This window comes from Mesorhizobium sp. WSM4983 (genome assembly GCF_029625765.1).
Taxonomy (GTDB): Bacteria; Pseudomonadota; Alphaproteobacteria; order Rhizobiales; family Rhizobiaceae; genus Mesorhizobium.
On sequence record NZ_JARTVM010000001.1, the window covers coordinates 1,438,533 to 1,453,753 of the forward strand.

14 protein-coding genes are annotated in these 15,221 nt (G+C 64.6%); 6 read left to right on the top strand and 8 right to left on the bottom strand.

What is annotated here, in order from left to right; translation table 11 throughout:
- Positions 1-2: 2 nt before the first annotated feature.
- A complete protein-coding gene (locus P9254_RS07100; protein WP_278054555.1) occupies positions 3-2,090 on the top strand; it encodes a hypothetical protein in 2,088 nt (695 codons plus the stop codon).
- Between the two features lie 154 nt (positions 2,091-2,244).
- Here the strand turns inward: P9254_RS07100 and clpS are convergent, their stop codons facing one another.
- The 4 genes from clpS to P9254_RS07120 all read right to left on the bottom strand — a co-directional run bounded on the left by clpS (position 2,245) and on the right by P9254_RS07120 (position 3,733).
- The gene (gene clpS, locus P9254_RS07105) at positions 2,245-2,550 is read right to left on the bottom strand and encodes an ATP-dependent Clp protease adapter ClpS (RefSeq protein ID WP_040989718.1); all 306 of its coding nucleotides are present in this window, start codon (positions 2,548-2,550) and stop codon (positions 2,245-2,247) included.
- Between the two features lie 105 nt (positions 2,551-2,655).
- Entirely contained in the window at positions 2,656-2,997 is a 342-nt protein-coding gene (locus tag P9254_RS07110; protein WP_278054557.1) for a hypothetical protein, read from the bottom strand.
- A gap of 144 nt (positions 2,998-3,141) precedes the next feature.
- On the bottom strand, positions 3,142-3,390 hold the full coding sequence (locus P9254_RS07115; protein WP_066994288.1) for a hypothetical protein: 249 nt from the start codon (positions 3,388-3,390) through the stop codon (positions 3,142-3,144).
- A 40-nt stretch (positions 3,391-3,430) separates the two neighbouring features.
- Positions 3,431-3,733, bottom strand: a complete 303-nt coding sequence (locus tag P9254_RS07120; protein WP_066994286.1) for a hypothetical protein — start codon at positions 3,731-3,733, stop codon at positions 3,431-3,433.
- Between the two features lie 237 nt (positions 3,734-3,970).
- On the opposite strand from P9254_RS07120, the gene P9254_RS07125 reads away from it, so the two are divergent.
- The 3 genes from P9254_RS07125 to P9254_RS07135 all read left to right on the top strand — a co-directional run bounded on the left by P9254_RS07125 (position 3,971) and on the right by P9254_RS07135 (position 6,668).
- The gene (locus P9254_RS07125; protein ID WP_066994281.1) at positions 3,971-4,687 is read left to right on the top strand and encodes a response regulator; all 717 of its coding nucleotides are present in this window, start codon (positions 3,971-3,973) and stop codon (positions 4,685-4,687) included.
- Positions 4,684-6,093: an ATP-binding protein gene (locus tag P9254_RS07130; protein ID WP_095777285.1), complete on the top strand. Its 1,410-nt coding sequence runs from the start codon at positions 4,684-4,686 to the stop codon at positions 6,091-6,093. Before P9254_RS07125 ends, P9254_RS07130 begins: the two co-directional genes overlap by 4 nt.
- A 206-nt stretch (positions 6,094-6,299) precedes the next feature.
- Complete coding sequence (locus P9254_RS07135) at positions 6,300-6,668, top strand: YciI family protein (RefSeq protein WP_066994274.1); 369 nt, start codon at positions 6,300-6,302, stop codon at positions 6,666-6,668.
- A gap of 21 nt (positions 6,669-6,689) precedes the next feature.
- Here P9254_RS07135 and P9254_RS07140 read toward each other — a convergent pair whose 3' ends face one another.
- The gene (locus P9254_RS07140; protein WP_040996927.1) at positions 6,690-6,926 is read right to left on the bottom strand and encodes a hypothetical protein; all 237 of its coding nucleotides are present in this window, start codon (positions 6,924-6,926) and stop codon (positions 6,690-6,692) included.
- 160 nt (positions 6,927-7,086) lie between these two features.
- Here P9254_RS07140 and P9254_RS07145 point away from each other — a divergent pair, with 160 nt between their 5' ends.
- Positions 7,087-9,099, top strand: coding sequence for a BTAD domain-containing putative transcriptional regulator (locus P9254_RS07145; protein WP_278054558.1), 2,013 nt, complete (start codon positions 7,087-7,089; stop codon positions 9,097-9,099).
- A 19-nt stretch (positions 9,100-9,118) separates the two neighbouring features.
- On the opposite strand, the gene P9254_RS07150 is transcribed toward P9254_RS07145, so the two are convergent.
- Entirely contained in the window at positions 9,119-10,600 is a 1,482-nt protein-coding gene (locus tag P9254_RS07150; protein ID WP_278054559.1) for a pyridoxal phosphate-dependent decarboxylase family protein, read from the bottom strand.
- Positions 10,601-10,678: 78 nt separating this feature from the next.
- On the bottom strand, positions 10,679-11,764 hold the full coding sequence (locus tag P9254_RS07155; protein WP_095823287.1) for a PLP-dependent cysteine synthase family protein: 1,086 nt from the start codon (positions 11,762-11,764) through the stop codon (positions 10,679-10,681).
- A gap of 170 nt (positions 11,765-11,934) precedes the next feature.
- Between P9254_RS07155 and P9254_RS07160 the strand changes: the two genes are divergently transcribed.
- Positions 11,935-14,001, top strand: coding sequence for a BTAD domain-containing putative transcriptional regulator (locus P9254_RS07160; RefSeq protein WP_278054560.1), 2,067 nt, complete (start codon positions 11,935-11,937; stop codon positions 13,999-14,001).
- Positions 14,002-14,151: 150 nt separating this feature from the next.
- Here the strand turns inward: P9254_RS07160 and P9254_RS07165 are convergent, their stop codons facing one another.
- Positions 14,152-15,189 (bottom strand): MBL fold metallo-hydrolase, encoded by a 1,038-nt coding sequence (locus P9254_RS07165; RefSeq protein WP_127246147.1) that lies wholly within the window; start codon positions 15,187-15,189, stop codon positions 14,152-14,154.
- Between the last annotated feature and the right edge of the window lie 32 nt (positions 15,190-15,221).

A 15,221-nucleotide genomic window follows, 5' to 3' on the forward strand; every position in this document is an offset into this window, starting at 1 on the left:
TCATGAACTGGTCGATCTCCTTCGAGCCGCTCGTTTCCTGGCCGCTGTTCTGGGTCGTCATCGTGCCGCTCGCGCTGCTCGCGCTGGCTGGCCTGTCGTTCCGTCAGCGCGGCTCTGTCCTGCGCTTCATCGCCCTGCTGGCGCTGGGCGCGGCACTGCTCAATCCCGTTTTCCTCGATGAGGAACGCGAGGCATTGAAGAGCGTCGTCGCGGTCATCGTCGATCGCAGCCAGAGCCAGGACATCGGCGACCGCACCAAGCAAACCGACGAAGCGCTGACGGGCCTTCAGCAGCGCCTCGGCCGCTTCAAGCAATTCGACGTCCGCGTCGTCGAAGCCGGCAAATCCGAGGCCGCCGATGAGCGCACGGAAACCAGGCTGTTCGGCGCGCTGGAAAGCGCTTTCCGCGATGTGCCGCCCTCGCGCATCGGCGGCGCCATCATGATCACCGATGGCGAGGTGCATGACGCGCCGGCCGGCGCTCCGGAATTCAACGCGCCGCTCCATGCGCTGATCACCGGCAACGAGCACGAGAAGGACCGCCGCATCCGCTTCGAGAACGCGCCGCGCTTTGGCCTCGTCGGCAAGCCGCTCGACATGAGCTATCGGGTGCTTTCCACGGAAGGCCAGGGCGGCCCGGTCGACGTGCGGGTCTCGGTCAATGGCGAGCAGGTCTCTGTCGAGCATGCGACCATCGGTCAGCCGATGAAGCTTGAAGTCACCATTCCCAACGCGGGCCGCAACATCGTCCAGCTTTCGATCGACCACGAGCCGGGCGAGTTGACCGACACCAACAACCGCGCCATCGCGCTCGTCGACGGCATTCGCGATCATCTGCGCGTGCTTCTGGTCTCCGGCGAGCCGCATGCCGGCGAGCGCACGTGGCGCAACCTGCTGAAATCCGACGCTTCGGTCGACCTCGTCCACTTCACCATTCTGCGACCGCCGGAAAAGCAGGACGGCACCCCGATCAACGAGCTGTCGCTGATCGCCTTCCCGACGCGCGAGCTGTTCGTCGAGAAAATCAAGGATTTCGATCTGATCATCTTCGACCGCTATCAGCACCGCGACGTGCTGCCGATCCTGTATTACGACTACATCTCCGAATATGTCGAAAAGGGCGGCGCGCTGCTGATTGCCGCCGGCCCCGAATATGCCGGCGAAAGCTCCATCGCCCGAACGCCGCTAATGTCGGCCCTGCCCGCGATGCCGAGCGGCGAGGTCGTCGATAAGGCCTTCTATCCGCGTCTCACCGATCTCGGCCAGCGCCACCCGGTCACGCGCGGGCTCGACGGCTCCGCCGCCGATCCGCCCCGCTGGAGCCGCTGGTTTCGCACCATCGGCGTCAAGAATCCCGAGGGCGCGGTGGTGATGAAAGGGGCCGACGACCGCCCCCTGCTTGTGCTCGACCGCAAGGGCGAAGGCCGGGTCGGCATGCTGCTTTCCGATCAGGGCTGGCTGTGGGCGCGCGGCTTCGAAGGCGGCGGGCCGCATGTCCAGCTCTATCGGCGCATCGCCCATTGGCTGATGAAGGAACCCGAACTTGAAGAAGAGCGGCTAACCGCCGACGGTCGCGGCATGGTGCTGGAAATCCGCCGCCAGACGATGAGCGACGATCCCGGCCCCGCTCAGGTGATCACGCCTTCCGGCAAGACGATGACCGTCAAGCTGGAAAAAGCCGAACCAGGGATTTTCACGGGCAGCCTGCAGACCAGCGAGATCGGCCTCTATCAGGTCGGCAACGGCGACCTCTCCGCGCTTGCCCATGTCGGCCCGATCAATGCGCCTGAATTCGCCGATGTCGTTTCCACCGAGGACAGGCTGAAGGCGCCGGCCGAGGCGACCGGCGGCAGCGTGCGCCGGCTCGCGCCATCCTCCATGCTTGGCGATCTTGCCGGCGGTGTGGCATTGCCTTCGATCGTACCGGTCCGCTCCTCGGGGGCGGCATCGGGGAACGATTGGATCGGGCTGCGCACCACCGACGACAGCACGCTGAAGGCCGTCTCGCGCGTGCCGCTGTTCGGCGGCTTCCTCGGCCTCGGCTTGCTGCTCCTGGCCATCGGCTCCATGTGGTATCGAGAAGGAAGGTAGAGCCTTTTCCGTCTCCCCCTTCCGGGGAAAGGTGCCCGAAGCGCCGATGAGGGGCGTCGTCCACCAATCGAATATGGCGGCTTGGTCCCACCCTCACCCTGCTCGGCCGGCGGCCTCGCTTTCCCTCTCAGTACACGGGCGAGGCAGAGCCGCCCTACTCTTCCGGCTCGGTCGTGAACAGCAGCGGATAGCCCTTGGCCTTGCCGGCGTCGGTTGCTCGCGCGGCCTTGGTCTCGGCAACGTCGCGCGTGAAGACGGCGACCACGCAGACGCCGCGCGTATGCGCAGTGATCATCACGCGATGCGCCTGATCCTCGCTGAGCTTGAACTCGCCTTTAAGCACCGTCACCACGAACTCCCGCGGCGTGAAGTCGTCATTGACCAGGATGACCTTGTAGAGCTTCGGCCGCTCGGTCTTCGGCTGCGTCTTGGTACGCGGTTTGAGGACGGTCTCAGGCATTGGAATTCACCAGTTGGAAACTGGGTCTGGCTTGCACTCCCTCAGTCAGGGAAGCATTTGCCCATTTGTCCGCTGGAGGGCGCAGAATCGAGGGACGATGAAGGCTTATGTGGGATGGCGTTGTTTGCGCTTCAACGCCCCTGCCGACCGATCGTGCGACGCACCGTCGTCCATGTTGGAACCGCGCTCCATGAAGACGCCAATCATCCAGGCGACGAAGCCGATCAGCGTCGCGCCCGTCAGCACGATCAGGATCCAGCTCTGTGCCGGCGTGATGTAGTCGAAGCTCGATGAGATGGCCGGTGCGAAAAGTTCCGGCTCGGTCCTGCCGCTGGCGGGATCCGGCACTGGGCTGGCTGTAAAGATGATCAGCGCTCTTGCCGCCGCGGTGGCAACCAAGCCGCCGAGAGCCAGCGAGCGCATCATGGACGAAAGCCGCTTCTTCATGCGGATTGTCCTACGGCACCGGCATTGCGATCGGGTTAAGGAAGTGGCGCGGCGCAAGCTGCCGGTGTCAGGATTCGGCCGCTGGAAGCCGCCCCGGCCGGTTTCGGCCGGAGCGGTCTTGAAAGATCAGGATCGAAGCCTGGATTAGGACTTCTTCGCGTCCTTCTTCGGGGCCTTCTTGACCGGGCACTTGTGGGTCTTGGTCACCTTGCAGGCCTTCTTGGCGGCGACCTTCTTCGGAGCGGTCTTCGCCGTAGCGTCAGCGGCCGGAGCCGTGGTCGTGGTCGAGGCGGCCGGAGCGGCGGTCGTCGTGGCGGCGGCGTTGCTGACAGCCGGCATCGAGAAAGCGAGAGCAACAGCGAGGCCGAGGGCGGAGAGGAGGGACTTTGTCATGGCTTCATTTCCTTTTTCATGCGGGTCGAGGAGTTGAGCGTCACTGAACCGGGTCGATCGGTGTCACTCCAAGGAGCTTCAAAGCGTTTGCGAGCATCCGGATGCCCTGCGCCTGTTTCTTGGCAGCGCAGAACCGGTTTCCCTTTCTTTGAAGTGCCTTCGCCGCGGTGACCTGCGTTGCCGCGGCATGGGTTTCGAGGGCTTCGTCAACTTGACGGTTGAGATTGGTGCAGCGCTCGGTCCGGGTCAGCGGCGTTACCTTTGCGTTGGAGGCCCCGACTGCGGCTGTGATGAGCGACATGCTAAGCAAAGCACCCATCACGCTGATCCAGAACCTCTGCATCGGTCTTGCCCGTTACTCCGGAAACTTGCGTCGCAGCCGATGACCTGACCGCCACGGCACCAGTTATGCCCTTGAAATTTTTCACGAGTTTTTCCCGAGTGTAGAATTTTGTTTCTGAATTGTTTCTGGGGAAGCCATTCCGTCCCACGTCGCCGCCACTGGCCAAGATGTGGCCCGAATTCTATCGTGTGGGTGATCACAGAAGGGCAGCTTGGCTACACAAATCGCGGGGTTCTCGTGAAATCCGACTCGCACATACTGATCGTCGATGACGACAAGGGCATACGCGACCTGCTTCAGGAGTTTTTCCAGAAGCGGGGGCTGCGCACGACAGTGGCCGCCGACGGCACCGAGATGGAGTCGATCCTGCGCCGGGCGCAGGTCGACCTGATCGTGCTCGATGTGATGCTTCCCGGTAAAAGCGGGCTGGAACTATGCCGCGAGATCCGCGCCAATCACACGACACCGATCATCATGCTGACCGCGGTGACCGAGACGACGGATCGCGTCGTCGGGCTCGAGATGGGGGCTGATGACTATGTGCCGAAACCCTTCGATCCGCGCGAATTGCTCGCCCGCATCCGAGCGGTGCTGAGGCGCAACGGCACGGCCGAGCCGCGCCGGCCCACAGCCAAGCAGATCTACCGCTTTGCCGGCTGGACCATGGATTGCTCGCGCCGCCGGCTGACGGCGCCCGACGACGTGCGGGTGGAACTGACGATGGCGGAGTTCAACCTGCTGCAGACCTTCGTCAAGAGCGCGCAACGCGTTCTCACCCGCGAGCAGCTCATCGAGTTGTCCGGCGGCGACACCGGTTACAGCTTCGATCGCAGCGTCGACATCCTGGTCAGCCGCCTGCGCCGCAAGATGGAGGACGATCCCAAGACGCCGAAACTGATCTTGACTGTTCGCAGCGGTGGCTATCAGTTTCTGCCCGAAACGACCTCCGAATGAGACGCTTGCTGCCGCAAACCCTGCCTGTCTGGGTTCTGCTCATCGTCATTGCCGGCCTGATGATCAGCCAGATCGCGACGCTTTATATCGTGGCGCGCGACCGCGCCGCTGCCAACGATGTGGTTGATCTCTACCGGCTGAACGACCGCGCCTATTCGCTGGTGCAGCTGATGCATGACGCCACGCCTGAAGAACGCAAGACGACCGCGTCCGGCCTGTTCAATGCCACCTACGCATTGACCGTTTCGGATACCCCCGCCGTCACTTCCTCGATCGCCGGCGATGACCAGCTAGCCGAGCTGGAGGACATCCTGGTCGGCCGCCTGTCCAAGTTCGGCATCACCGACGCGCGTGTGCGGCGCGATCCGGCAACGCAGGAAGCCGATGTCCCGGACGGTCAGGTGATGAACAAGGATGTCGGCCAGGTCGAGCGCGATCTGCTGGTGCTGGCCGCGGATTTCGCCCAGAGCGACAAGCTGACGGCGTCGCTGCGCTTTTCCGACGGCCAGTGGCTGAACTTCACCGAGCCGATCACGCCGGCCGGGCCGATCCTGAGTTGGGACAGCCTGCCGCTCTATTCGCTGATAGCGGGACTGATCATCGTGATGTCGATCTGGTCGTTGCGCCGGCTGACCGCACCCTATCGCATGATGGAGACCGCGGTGAACCGCATCGGCAAAGACCTCAAAAGCCCGCCCATCGCCGAGACCGGCAGCCGCGAGATCCGCGCTGCGGCAAAGGCGGTCAACGCCATGCAGATGCGCCTGCGCGACTATGTCGAGGACCGCGAGCACCTGGCGGCGGCACTGGCGCATGATCTGCGCACGCCGCTGACCAGGATGCGATTGCGTCTCGAGCTGCTGCGCAAATCGCCGGCCCGTGAAGCGCTGGCGCATGACCTTGCCGACATCGAGAGCATCGCAAGCTCGGTGATCGACTTCGCCAAATTCGAGGTCACCGAGGAAAAGGCCGAGCGGATCGACTTCTGGTCGCTGGTGGAGGCGGTCGCCGACATGTTCGAGGACGCTTCGTTCGACGAGGACGCCACGCCGTCGCGCGGCCTGGTCTGCATCGCGCGGCCGGTGGCGCTGCGCCGCTGCATCACCAATCTAGTCCAGAACGCCGTCACCTATGGCAAGAAGGCGCATATCGGCGTGCAGCGCTCTGGCGATACAATCACGCTCAGCATCCGCGATGAAGGGCCGGGCATTCCGCAGGCAAAGCTGGATCAGGTGTTCGGTTCCTTCGTGCGCCTCGAACAGTCGCGCAACCGCGAGACCGGCGGGCTCGGCCTCGGCCTGACCATCGCCCGCAACATCGCCCGCGGCGCCGGCGGCGAGATCAGCCTTTCCAACCATCCCGGCGGCGGCCTGCTGACGGAGCTGCGCCTGCCGCTGGCAGCTTGAGTCAGCAAGCGCTTTCCCGGCTGCTCCAGAGGACTGGATCAGCCGCGCCATCCTTGTGATAGTGCAGCCCGCCCTAAAGCGCCGTGCGTCCTCCAGGACGCGGGATGCTGTAGCACTTCAATTTGGTGCATGACCCTTACCGAACCGAAGGTCAGCGACGCAAAAATCGATTCTGATTTTCGGATCCCCGCACGAGGAACCGAACCATGTTCTACGCAATCCTTGCCTATCACGTCGAAGAGACCGTCCAGTCCTGGACGCCCGACGAGGATGCAGCCGTCATGAAAGACCTGCTCGAGATCAACGACAGGCTGACCCGCGCCGGCAAGCTGGGCCCGGCGGCAAGGCTGGGGGAGACGGCGAAAGCCGTCACGCTGCGCGGTCCGGGCGACGGCATGGTGATCGACGGCCCCTTTGCCGAGACCAAGGAGCAGTTGCTGGGCCTCTATGTGCTGGATTGCGCCAACCAGGACGAGGCGATAGCGGTGGCGCGCGATCTCAGGCGCGTCAATCCCACCGCCGTCTACGAGATCCGGCCGATTGCGCTTTATCTGCCGGGCGCGCCGCTGGCCTGAATTCCGGGAGTAGCGACGGATTCACCGCAGCGGGCGGCGCCCGGCGGTGCGGCTGCGCGCCGCAGCATCCGCGGGGGCTTCATCGGCCGGATAGCCGAAATCCTTCAGCTCCGAAATGGACAGACCGGCCAAAGCCCTGCGCTGCATGGCGTCCTGATACCGGCGCTGGAACCCGGCGAAGATTAACGCGATCTTGGCGGCGAGCGTGCCGGCAACTCGGGTGCTCGGCTGGCAGGTTCTGATATTGATGTAGGTCATTGTCATTCTCCCTCGTTCGAACTCACGAGGGCAGTGTCTCATCGGCGCGCTTTGGCAACGTTCGTCCAGGCGTGAAACCGCAGGAAAAAGCCCGCAAAATCGTCGTTAAGTCGGCGGCGGGACATGGTATTCTGCTTAACGCTGTTTCACGGGGCCCCGGATGTACATTCGATTGCTTGGCGGCATCGAGGTTGTCTCCGCAGGCGGGCAACCTCTGCACTTCGCGACGCGCAAGACGTCGCTGCTCTTTGCCGCGCTGGTTCTGGCCGGCCCGAAAGGGCTTCGCCGCGAGAAGGTGGCGGCGATGCTGTGGACCGGCAGCGGCGAGCAGCAGGCGCGAAACAGCCTGCGCCAGGCCCTGGTCGACATCAGGCGGCTGTTTCCGTCCACCGGCAACGAGGCCATTCGCATCGAAGGCAATGCCGACACCATCTGGGTGGTGGCGAATGACAACGAGGCCGACATCTGGATTTTCGACCGGAACTGCCAGGCCGATGACGGCGCGAGCCTCGCGGCAGCTGCCGACCTGTACCGGGGTGACCTGCTCGACGGACTGCCATCCCCCGGCGAAATCGACGAATGGCTTGCGCCGCTTCGGGCGAACTACACCCGCAAGGCGTTGGACCTGGCCGAACGGCTGAGCCTCCTGCCGGAACTCGGTGAACGCGAGGAGCAGGCCTGCGAAAGACTGGCTGAGCGGCTAGTGACGTCCGACCCATGCGCCGAGCAGGCCCACCGCGCCCTGATCCGCGTCTTCCGCCGCCACGGCCGCACCAACGACGCCTTTCGCCAGTTCCTGGCCTGTAAGGAAGCGCTCAAGCGCGAGCTCGGTGTCGAGCCTGAGGAAGCGACGCGGGGGCTGATCGAACGCATCGAGGCGCCAATGGAGCTGAAGGGTTCGATAGCCGACTATGGCCAGCCCGAGGCCGAACTTTCCCGCCTGGAAGCGAAGGCGCCTCGCCCTGTCGTTTCGGTGCCGGAAAAGCCGTCGATCGCGGTCCTGCCGTTCCAGAACATGAGCGGCGACGCCGAGCAGGAATATTTCACTGACGGCGTTGTCGAGGAGATCACGACGGCGCTGTCGCATGTCAGCTGGCTGTTCGTGATCGCGCGGAATTCCGCCTTCGCCTACAAGGGCCAGGCGGTTGACGTCACCCGCGTGGCACGCGAGCTCGGGGTGCGCTATGTGCTGGAGGGCAGTGTCCGCAAGGCCGGCAGCCGGCTTCGGGTGGCAGGTCAGCTTATCGAGGCGTCGGCGGGAGTAAATCTCTGGGCCGACCGCTTCGAAGGCGATGTCTCGGAAGTGTTCGAACTGCAGGACCTCGTTGCCTCCAGTGTCATCGGCGCAATTTCACCCAGACTCGAACAGGCCGAGATGGCGCGCGCCAAGCGCAAGCCCACCGAGAGCCTCGACGCTTATGACCACTATCTGCGCGGCATGGCGAGCCTTTACCGCTGGACGAGAGAAGGGCTGGAGGAGGCGTTGCCACAGTTCTACAGGGCCATCCAGCTCGACCCCGATTTTGCCGCCGCGGAAGGCGCTGCCGCCTGGTGCTATTTCTGGCGCATGGCGAATGGCTGGATGATCGACCGGCAGAAGGAAACAGCCGAGGTATCCAGGCTGGTCGGCGACGTGGCTATCGCCGGCAAGGACGATGCGGTGGCGCTGGCTTTCAGCGGCCTGGCGGTGGGTTATGTCACCGGCGATTACGAGGCCGGATCGGCACTGGCCGACCGCGCGCTCGTGCTCAACCCGAACTGCGCAGCCGCCTGGAGCGCCAGCGGCTGCCTCAAGGCCTGCCATGACGACCCGGACATCGCAATCGAGCACATGTCGCGGGCAAGGCGGCTGAGCCCGCTCGATCCGCTGACCTTCTTTATGCAGACCTTCACTGCCTTCGCTCACTTCGTGGCCGGCCGCTACGACGCCGCCTGGCCGCTCGCCGAGGCGGCGTCGCGCGCGCAGCCCTATTATCTCACCGGCCTGCGTGTGGCGGCCGCCAGCAACGCCATGGCCGGCAGGCTGGATGCCGCGAGCAGGCACATCGCGCGCTCGCTGGAGCTCGACCCGCAACTGAAGCTTTCCAACCTCAAGCATCGGGTGGGGCAGATCAGGCCAGAATATTTCGCCAAATATGTCGAAGCGCTACGGCTGGCCGGCCTGCCGGAATGACATATCTTGCGCAATCTCGTCAGTCCGGTAGCGCCGCGGCCTTGATTTCCAATCCGATGCGAAGCGTCTCACGCAGCAGGAGATCGAGGTCGTCGCGGCGGGTGCGGTGGTTGGTGATCGCGACCCGCAGGCAGTGCTGCCCGTGCACCGTGGTGTCGGACACGGCTGCAATGCCTTCTTCCTGCAGCCTGAGCATGATTTCGGTGTTGAACGCCTTGAGCTGTTCCTCGGAGGCGCCGTCCAGGCGATGGCGGAAGCAGACGATGTTGATGGTGGTCGGCGCCGTCAGCTCGAGCGCCGGCTCGACCCGGATCAGCTCGGTCAGATAGCCGGCCTGGGCGATGTTCTGGTCGATCAGCCGCCCGAATTTCTCGATGCCATGCTCCTTGAGCGACATCCAGATCTTGAGCGCGCGAAAACCGCGCGATGTCTGCAGGCCATAGTCGTGCAGCCATTGCCCTGAGGCGAGGCCACGCGGCGTCGATTCCAGATATTCCGGCGTGACGGCGAAGGCGTTGCGGTGGGCGACGGCGTCGCGAACCAGCGCACAGCCCGCTTCGAAGGGCGCGTGCAGCCATTTGTGCGGGTCGAGCGCGACGGAATGGGCGCGTTCGATGCCGGCGACGAGCGATCTGTTTTCAGGCGCGATGGCGATCAGGGCGCCGATGCAGCCATCGACATGAAACCAGAGGTCTTCCTCTGCCGCCAACACGGCCAGCGCCCGCAAGTCGTCGATCGCGCCCGTGTTGACGGTTCCTGCGGTGCCGATGATGCAAGCCGGCTTGAAACCTGCCGCGCGGTCTTCCGCGATGGCGGTCTTGAGCGCATCGACATCGATGCGCAGATCGGCGTCGGTCGCGACCCGCCGCAGCGCCCGGTTGCCGAGGCCGAGCGCTTCCATGGCCTTGCGGTGGCAGGAATGGACCTGGTCCGAGGCGTAGAAGCGCAACGGTTTTGGGATCGCCCCGACACCCCTTTCGCGCACGTCGACGCCTGCTTTGGCATTGCGCGCCACGGTCAAACCGATGAGGTTGGCCATCGAGCCGCCGCTGACAAGCGTGCCGCTGGCCGAAGCCGGGAAGCCCACCATCTCCTTGCACCAGTCGACCACCTGGCTGTCCATCAGCCCGGCGGCGTGATTGCCGCCGCCGAGGTTCGAGCCCTGGATCGCCGCCAGGAAATCGCCCAGCGCGCCCGTGAAATTGCTTGACCCCATATACCAGGACCAGAAGCGCGGATGGATGTTGCCCATCGGATAGGCCATGACGTTGCGGGCGACATCGCCATAGACCTCGGCTATCGGTGCCGGCGAGCGCGGCAGCGGCGCCGAGAAGAAGGCGCGAACCTCGACCGGCATTTGGCGCCACACCGGACGGTCCCGGACATCCTTGAGATAAGCGACGGCTTCCTCGACGATCCGATGCGACAGGGCCTGCATCTCGGCCCAGTCTGGCGGGTCGAGCGTCTCATCCATCACCGCTGTTTCCTGCATAGTGTCCATTCGCTGCTCCCCCGCCATCATTCCTGGATCGTCGCGCGGCGCCGCCATCCGAGTGGACGGCAGCGCCGCGATTTGTCTTCAGGCGTCGAACTGGCAGCCTGGTGTCGAGCGCGACAGTGCCGTCTCCTCCGCATCCATCTCAGCCTCGATGCCGTCGAAGAGCGGGGTCGACATGTAGCGCTCGCCGGTGTCGGGCAGCATGCACAAGATCACCGAGCCCGCCGGAGCGGTGCCCGCGATCTGGCGCGCGACGGCGAAGGTGGCGCCGCCTGAAATGCCGGTGAAGATGCCTTCCTGCTGCGCCAGGGCCTTGGCCCATTTAATGCCTTCCGGACCGGCGATCGGCACCACATCGTCATAGTAGCGCTTGTCGATCGCCTCCTGCAGCACGTTGGGGATGAAGTCCGGCGTCCAGCCCTGGATTGGATGCGGCTCGAAGGCCGGATGGCTGGCGGACGGCGCACCGCCCTGGCCACGCTCCTGCGCCTTGCCGCTGCCGATAAGCTGCGCGTTCGCCGGTTCGGCAAGCACGATGCGGACATCCGGCCGCTCGCGGCGCAGCACCCGGCCGACGCCGGCCACGGTACCGCCGGTGCCGTAGCCGGTGACCAGCACGTCGAGGCGCGAGCCTGCGAAATCGTTGATGATCTCGCGCGCCGTCGTCGCCTCGTGGATGGCGGCATTGGCTTCCGTCTCGAACTGGCGCGCCAGGAACCAGCCGTTGGCGTCGGCGAGTTCCACCGCCTTCTTGTACATCCCGAAACCCTTCTGGGCGCGCGGCGTCAGCACCACCCTGGCGCCCAGCATGCGCATCAGCTTGCGGCGCTCGATCGAGAAGCTGTCGGCCATCGTCACCACCAGCGGGTAGCCCTTCTGCGCGCAGACCATGGCAAGGCCGATGCCGGTGTTGCCGCTGGTCGCCTCGACGACGGTCTGGCCCGGCTTCAGCTTGCCGCTGCGCTCGCCTTCCTCGATGATGTTGAGCGCCAGCCGGTCCTTCACCGAGGCCGCTGGATTGAAGAACTCGGCCTTCACGTAGATGGTCGCGTGGCCGGGGCCGAGATTGTTGATACGGATGACCGGCGTGTCGCCGACGGTGTCGAGAATGCTATCGAACAGCCGGCCGCGACCGGCAGTGGTCCTGATTTTCAACTTCTGCAACATGGGCTTTCTCCTCGCGATCTCACGCGCCGGTTTCAGACCGGCGGCTTGGGCGGCGCGGTTTCGACACCTTGCCGAGTTAGGTTGCTTGACCTGCCGCGAATGCGGCAACGGCGGCATTCCGGCATGGAATTGGGCTGCCGGATGCTTCCTGTCGTCTTTGGTGATAGAACATGGACCAACTGGTGAGCGTTGGAGAAAGCGTGGGAACATACGTGGAATCCAGCCGATCGAGCCCGAACGACACTGCCGCCGGCCTGTCCTTGCGACTGCTTGGGCAACTGACGATCGCGCGTGGCGGCGAGCCGGTTAAATTGCCTTCTTCGCGCAAGTTGCGCGCGCTGCTGGCCTATCTGGCGCTCGCGCCACATCCCGTCAGCCGCAGCCGGCTTTGCGAGCTTCTGTGGGACGTGCCGAACGATCCGCGCGGCGAGCTTCGCTGGTGCCTGAGCAAGCTTCGCGGCGCGCTTAACCAACCGGGCCGGCAGAGGGTCGAGACCGAGGGCGACACCGTGGCGCTTCGTCTTGCCGATACGAACGTCGATGCCGTCGAAGCCGCCGCAGCGGTCGCCGAAGGGATCGAGACGCTCAGCCTCGGGCGTCTTCGGGCGCTTGCGCAGCTCTTCGCCGGCGATTTCCTTGACGGACTGGAGCTCGATCGGAGCCCGCATTTCACCAGCTGGCTGACCGCGCAACGCCGCCGTTTCAGCTCGTGCCACGTCGCCGTTCTGGAGCACATCATCGGCCTGCTCCCCCAGGGAGCCGATGAAGCGGGCGCCTATCTGGACAGATGGCTGGAACTCGCGCCCTTCGATGGCCGCGCCCATGTGGCGCTGCTGGAAAACCTTGCGCGGCGGGGACAGATCGGCGCCGGTGAGGAGCATATCGCGACCGCGGCGGAACTCTTCCGCTCCGAGGAGCTGGATGTCGCTCCCTTGCGGGAAGCATGGCATGAGATCAAGGCACGCCATTCCAGCGCAACGTCATGCGCGCGATCCGGGCTAGCTCTTCCGGCCCCGCAAGCACCGATCGTTGCCGTCGAATCCGAACCCGCATCGGTGCGCCGGGCCTCGTTGGCGGTGATGCCGTTCGCGGAAAGCGCCGTCAATTTCCGTGGCGGGCTTGCCGATGGCTTGACCCACGACATCATAACGCGGCTCGCCAAGCTTCGCGATTTCTTCGTCATTGCCCGCGGATCGGTTTTCGCGCTGGCCGAGAAGGACATCGCGCCGGAGGACGCCGGGCGCCGGCTGAATGTCGACTATGTGGCGACAGGCTCGGTCCGCAGCCTTTCGGGCAGGGTGATCGTCTCGGTCGAGCTCGTCGAGGTCCGCACCGCGAGGATTGTGTGGGCCGAGACCTTCGAGCACAGGCCGGACGAGATCTTCACGGTGATAGACGACATCGGCAACAGCATCGTCTCTTCGATCGCCGCCGAGATCGCGACCGTCGAGCGAAACCGGGCAATGCTTAAGGCGCCGAATTCGCTGAATGCGTGGGAAGCCTATCATCGCGGGCTCTGGCACATGTACCGCTTCACCCGCCAGGAAAACGAACTGGCGCAGCAGTTCTTCAATGACGCCCTGAAGCTCGACCCGACCTTCGCCCGAGCCTATGCAGGCCTCTCCTTCACGCATTGGCAGAATGCCTTTCAGCGTTGGGGCGATCGCGACCGTGAGGCGTCGCTGGCTTTCGCAACTGCCGGTCACAGCCTCCTGGTCGATGACCGCAATCCGGCCGCGCACTGGGCGATGGGCCGCGCCTTGTGGCTGCGCGGCGAGCAGGACGGCTCGCTGCTCGAGTTGGCAAAGGCCGTCGACCTCAGCCCGAACTTCGCGCTCGGCCACTATGCCCTGTCCTTTGTCCATTCGCAGTCGGGCGATCCGCAATCGGCGATCGGCTCCTCCGATCACTCGCGCCATCTCAGCCCCTTTGACCCATTGCTGTTCGGCATGATGGGCGCGCGGGCCATGGCCCATGCGCGGCTGGGCGAATACGATGAAGCCGCCGAATGGGCGCTGAAAGCTGCGGCCAGGCCCAACGCGCATGTCATCATCCTGGCGATCGCCGCGCATTGCCTGGCGCTGGCCGGCCGCCAGGACGAGGCACGAAACTTCGCCGCCGCGATCCGCACCACGTGGCCCGACTATCGGGCGGACGATTTCATCGCCACCTTCCGCTTCGACCGGGACGGCGAAGCCCTGTTCCGCAGAGGCGCGAAGCTGATCGGATTGAATTGATTTTCTGGCACATCCAAAGGCGTGTTGCGATTGAGGTCAGGCCGAGCCGAGAATGGCGGGTTCCGAGAGCCGGAGCGGAGCGTACTTGAAGTCCATGAGCACCAGCAAACGCGCGTTTGCAGGTCGGCATCACCTGAATATCAACAGGTCTCAGTGCATCAGCGGACCGCTGGCCTTGCGCCACGCATCGATGCCGCCCTGGATGTGGCGGGCGCTCGATATTCCGCGATCCTGCGCCGCCTGCACGGCCATCGCCGAGCGCTCGCCGAAGGCGCAATAGAACAGGATCTGCTTGGCTGTCGATTTCGCCAGCTCGTGCAGCATGCCGCCGGCGGCGATATTCTCCTGCAGCCGCGCATAGGGCAGATGGATCGCGCCGGGGATGACGCCGTGGCGATCCCGTTCGGATTGCTCGCGCAGATCGATCAGCGCCACGTCGGGCCGACCGACCAGCGCCAGCGCCTGTTCGGCGGTCACTGCCCAGCCGCGGCTGGCGATGTCGTCCTGATGCAGCCCCACCCGCATGTTGGCCGGCACGGCCACATCCATCATCTTCGGATTGGACAGCTTCAGGTTGTTCATGATATTCACGTACTCGTCCACCGACTTCACCTGCAGGCGCGGATTGAAGGCCTTTTCCTCGCCGATCGTCGACACGGTCTCGCCCTTGTAGTCGTGTGCCGGAAAGATCAGCGTCTCGTCGGGAAGCTTGAGCAGGCGGCCGAAGATCGAGTCATATTGCTGGCGCGGATCGCCGTTCTGGAAGTCGGTGCGGCCGGTGCCGCGAATGAGCAGCGTGTCGCCGGTGAAGACGCGGTCCGGCAGGACGAAGCTGTAGGAATCGTCGGTGTGGCCGGGCGTATAGACGACGTCCAGCGCCAGCCCCTCGATGGCAAGCTTGTCGCCGTCGGCAAGCCGCATCGACACGACGTCGGCCTTGGTCTGCTCACCCATCACGGTGACGCAATGCGTCCTGTCGCGCAGCGCGCCGAGCCCGGTGATGTGGTCGGCATGAAGATGTGTGTCGACCGCTTTGACCAGTCTGAGGTCGAGCTCGTTGACCAGTTGCAGGTAGCGTTCGACCTTCTCCAGCACCGGATCGATGATCAGTGCCTCGCCGCCGCGGCGGCTGGCGAGGAGATAGGAATAAGTGCCCGAAACGGAATCGAAAAGCTGACGGAAGATCATTTTATCGGCCCCATGCGCGAGCGGCCCACCCC

Bases quoted from the DNA above. Each gene is read 5' to 3' on its own strand.
- P9254_RS07110 (WP_278054557.1), bottom strand. From the start codon at position 2,997: ATGAAGAAGCGGCTTTCGTCCATGATGCGCTCGCTGGCTCTCGGCGGC.
- P9254_RS07120 (WP_066994286.1), bottom strand. From the start codon at position 3,733: ATGCAGAGGTTCTGGATCAGCGTGATGGGTGCTTTGCTTAGCATGTCG.
- P9254_RS07115 (WP_066994288.1), bottom strand. From the start codon at position 3,390: ATGACAAAGTCCCTCCTCTCCGCCCTCGGCCTCGCTGTTGCTCTCGCT.
- P9254_RS07140 (WP_040996927.1), bottom strand. From the start codon at position 6,926: ATGACCTACATCAATATCAGAACCTGCCAGCCGAGCACCCGAGTTGCC.
- P9254_RS07155 (WP_095823287.1), bottom strand. From the start codon at position 11,764: ATGTTGCAGAAGTTGAAAATCAGGACCACTGCCGGTCGCGGCCGGCTG.
- P9254_RS07150 (WP_278054559.1), bottom strand. From the start codon at position 10,600: ATGGACACTATGCAGGAAACAGCGGTGATGGATGAGACGCTCGACCCG.
- clpS (WP_040989718.1), bottom strand. From the start codon at position 2,550: ATGCCTGAGACCGTCCTCAAACCGCGTACCAAGACGCAGCCGAAGACC.
- P9254_RS07135 (WP_066994274.1), top strand. From the start codon at position 6,300: ATGTTCTACGCAATCCTTGCCTATCACGTCGAAGAGACCGTCCAGTCC.
- P9254_RS07130 (WP_095777285.1), top strand. From the start codon at position 4,684: ATGAGACGCTTGCTGCCGCAAACCCTGCCTGTCTGGGTTCTGCTCATC.
- P9254_RS07165 (WP_127246147.1), bottom strand. From the start codon at position 15,189: ATGATCTTCCGTCAGCTTTTCGATTCCGTTTCGGGCACTTATTCCTAT.
- P9254_RS07100 (WP_278054555.1), top strand. From the start codon at position 3: ATGAACTGGTCGATCTCCTTCGAGCCGCTCGTTTCCTGGCCGCTGTTC.
- P9254_RS07160 (WP_278054560.1), top strand. From the start codon at position 11,935: ATGGACCAACTGGTGAGCGTTGGAGAAAGCGTGGGAACATACGTGGAA.
- P9254_RS07145 (WP_278054558.1), top strand. From the start codon at position 7,087: ATGTACATTCGATTGCTTGGCGGCATCGAGGTTGTCTCCGCAGGCGGG.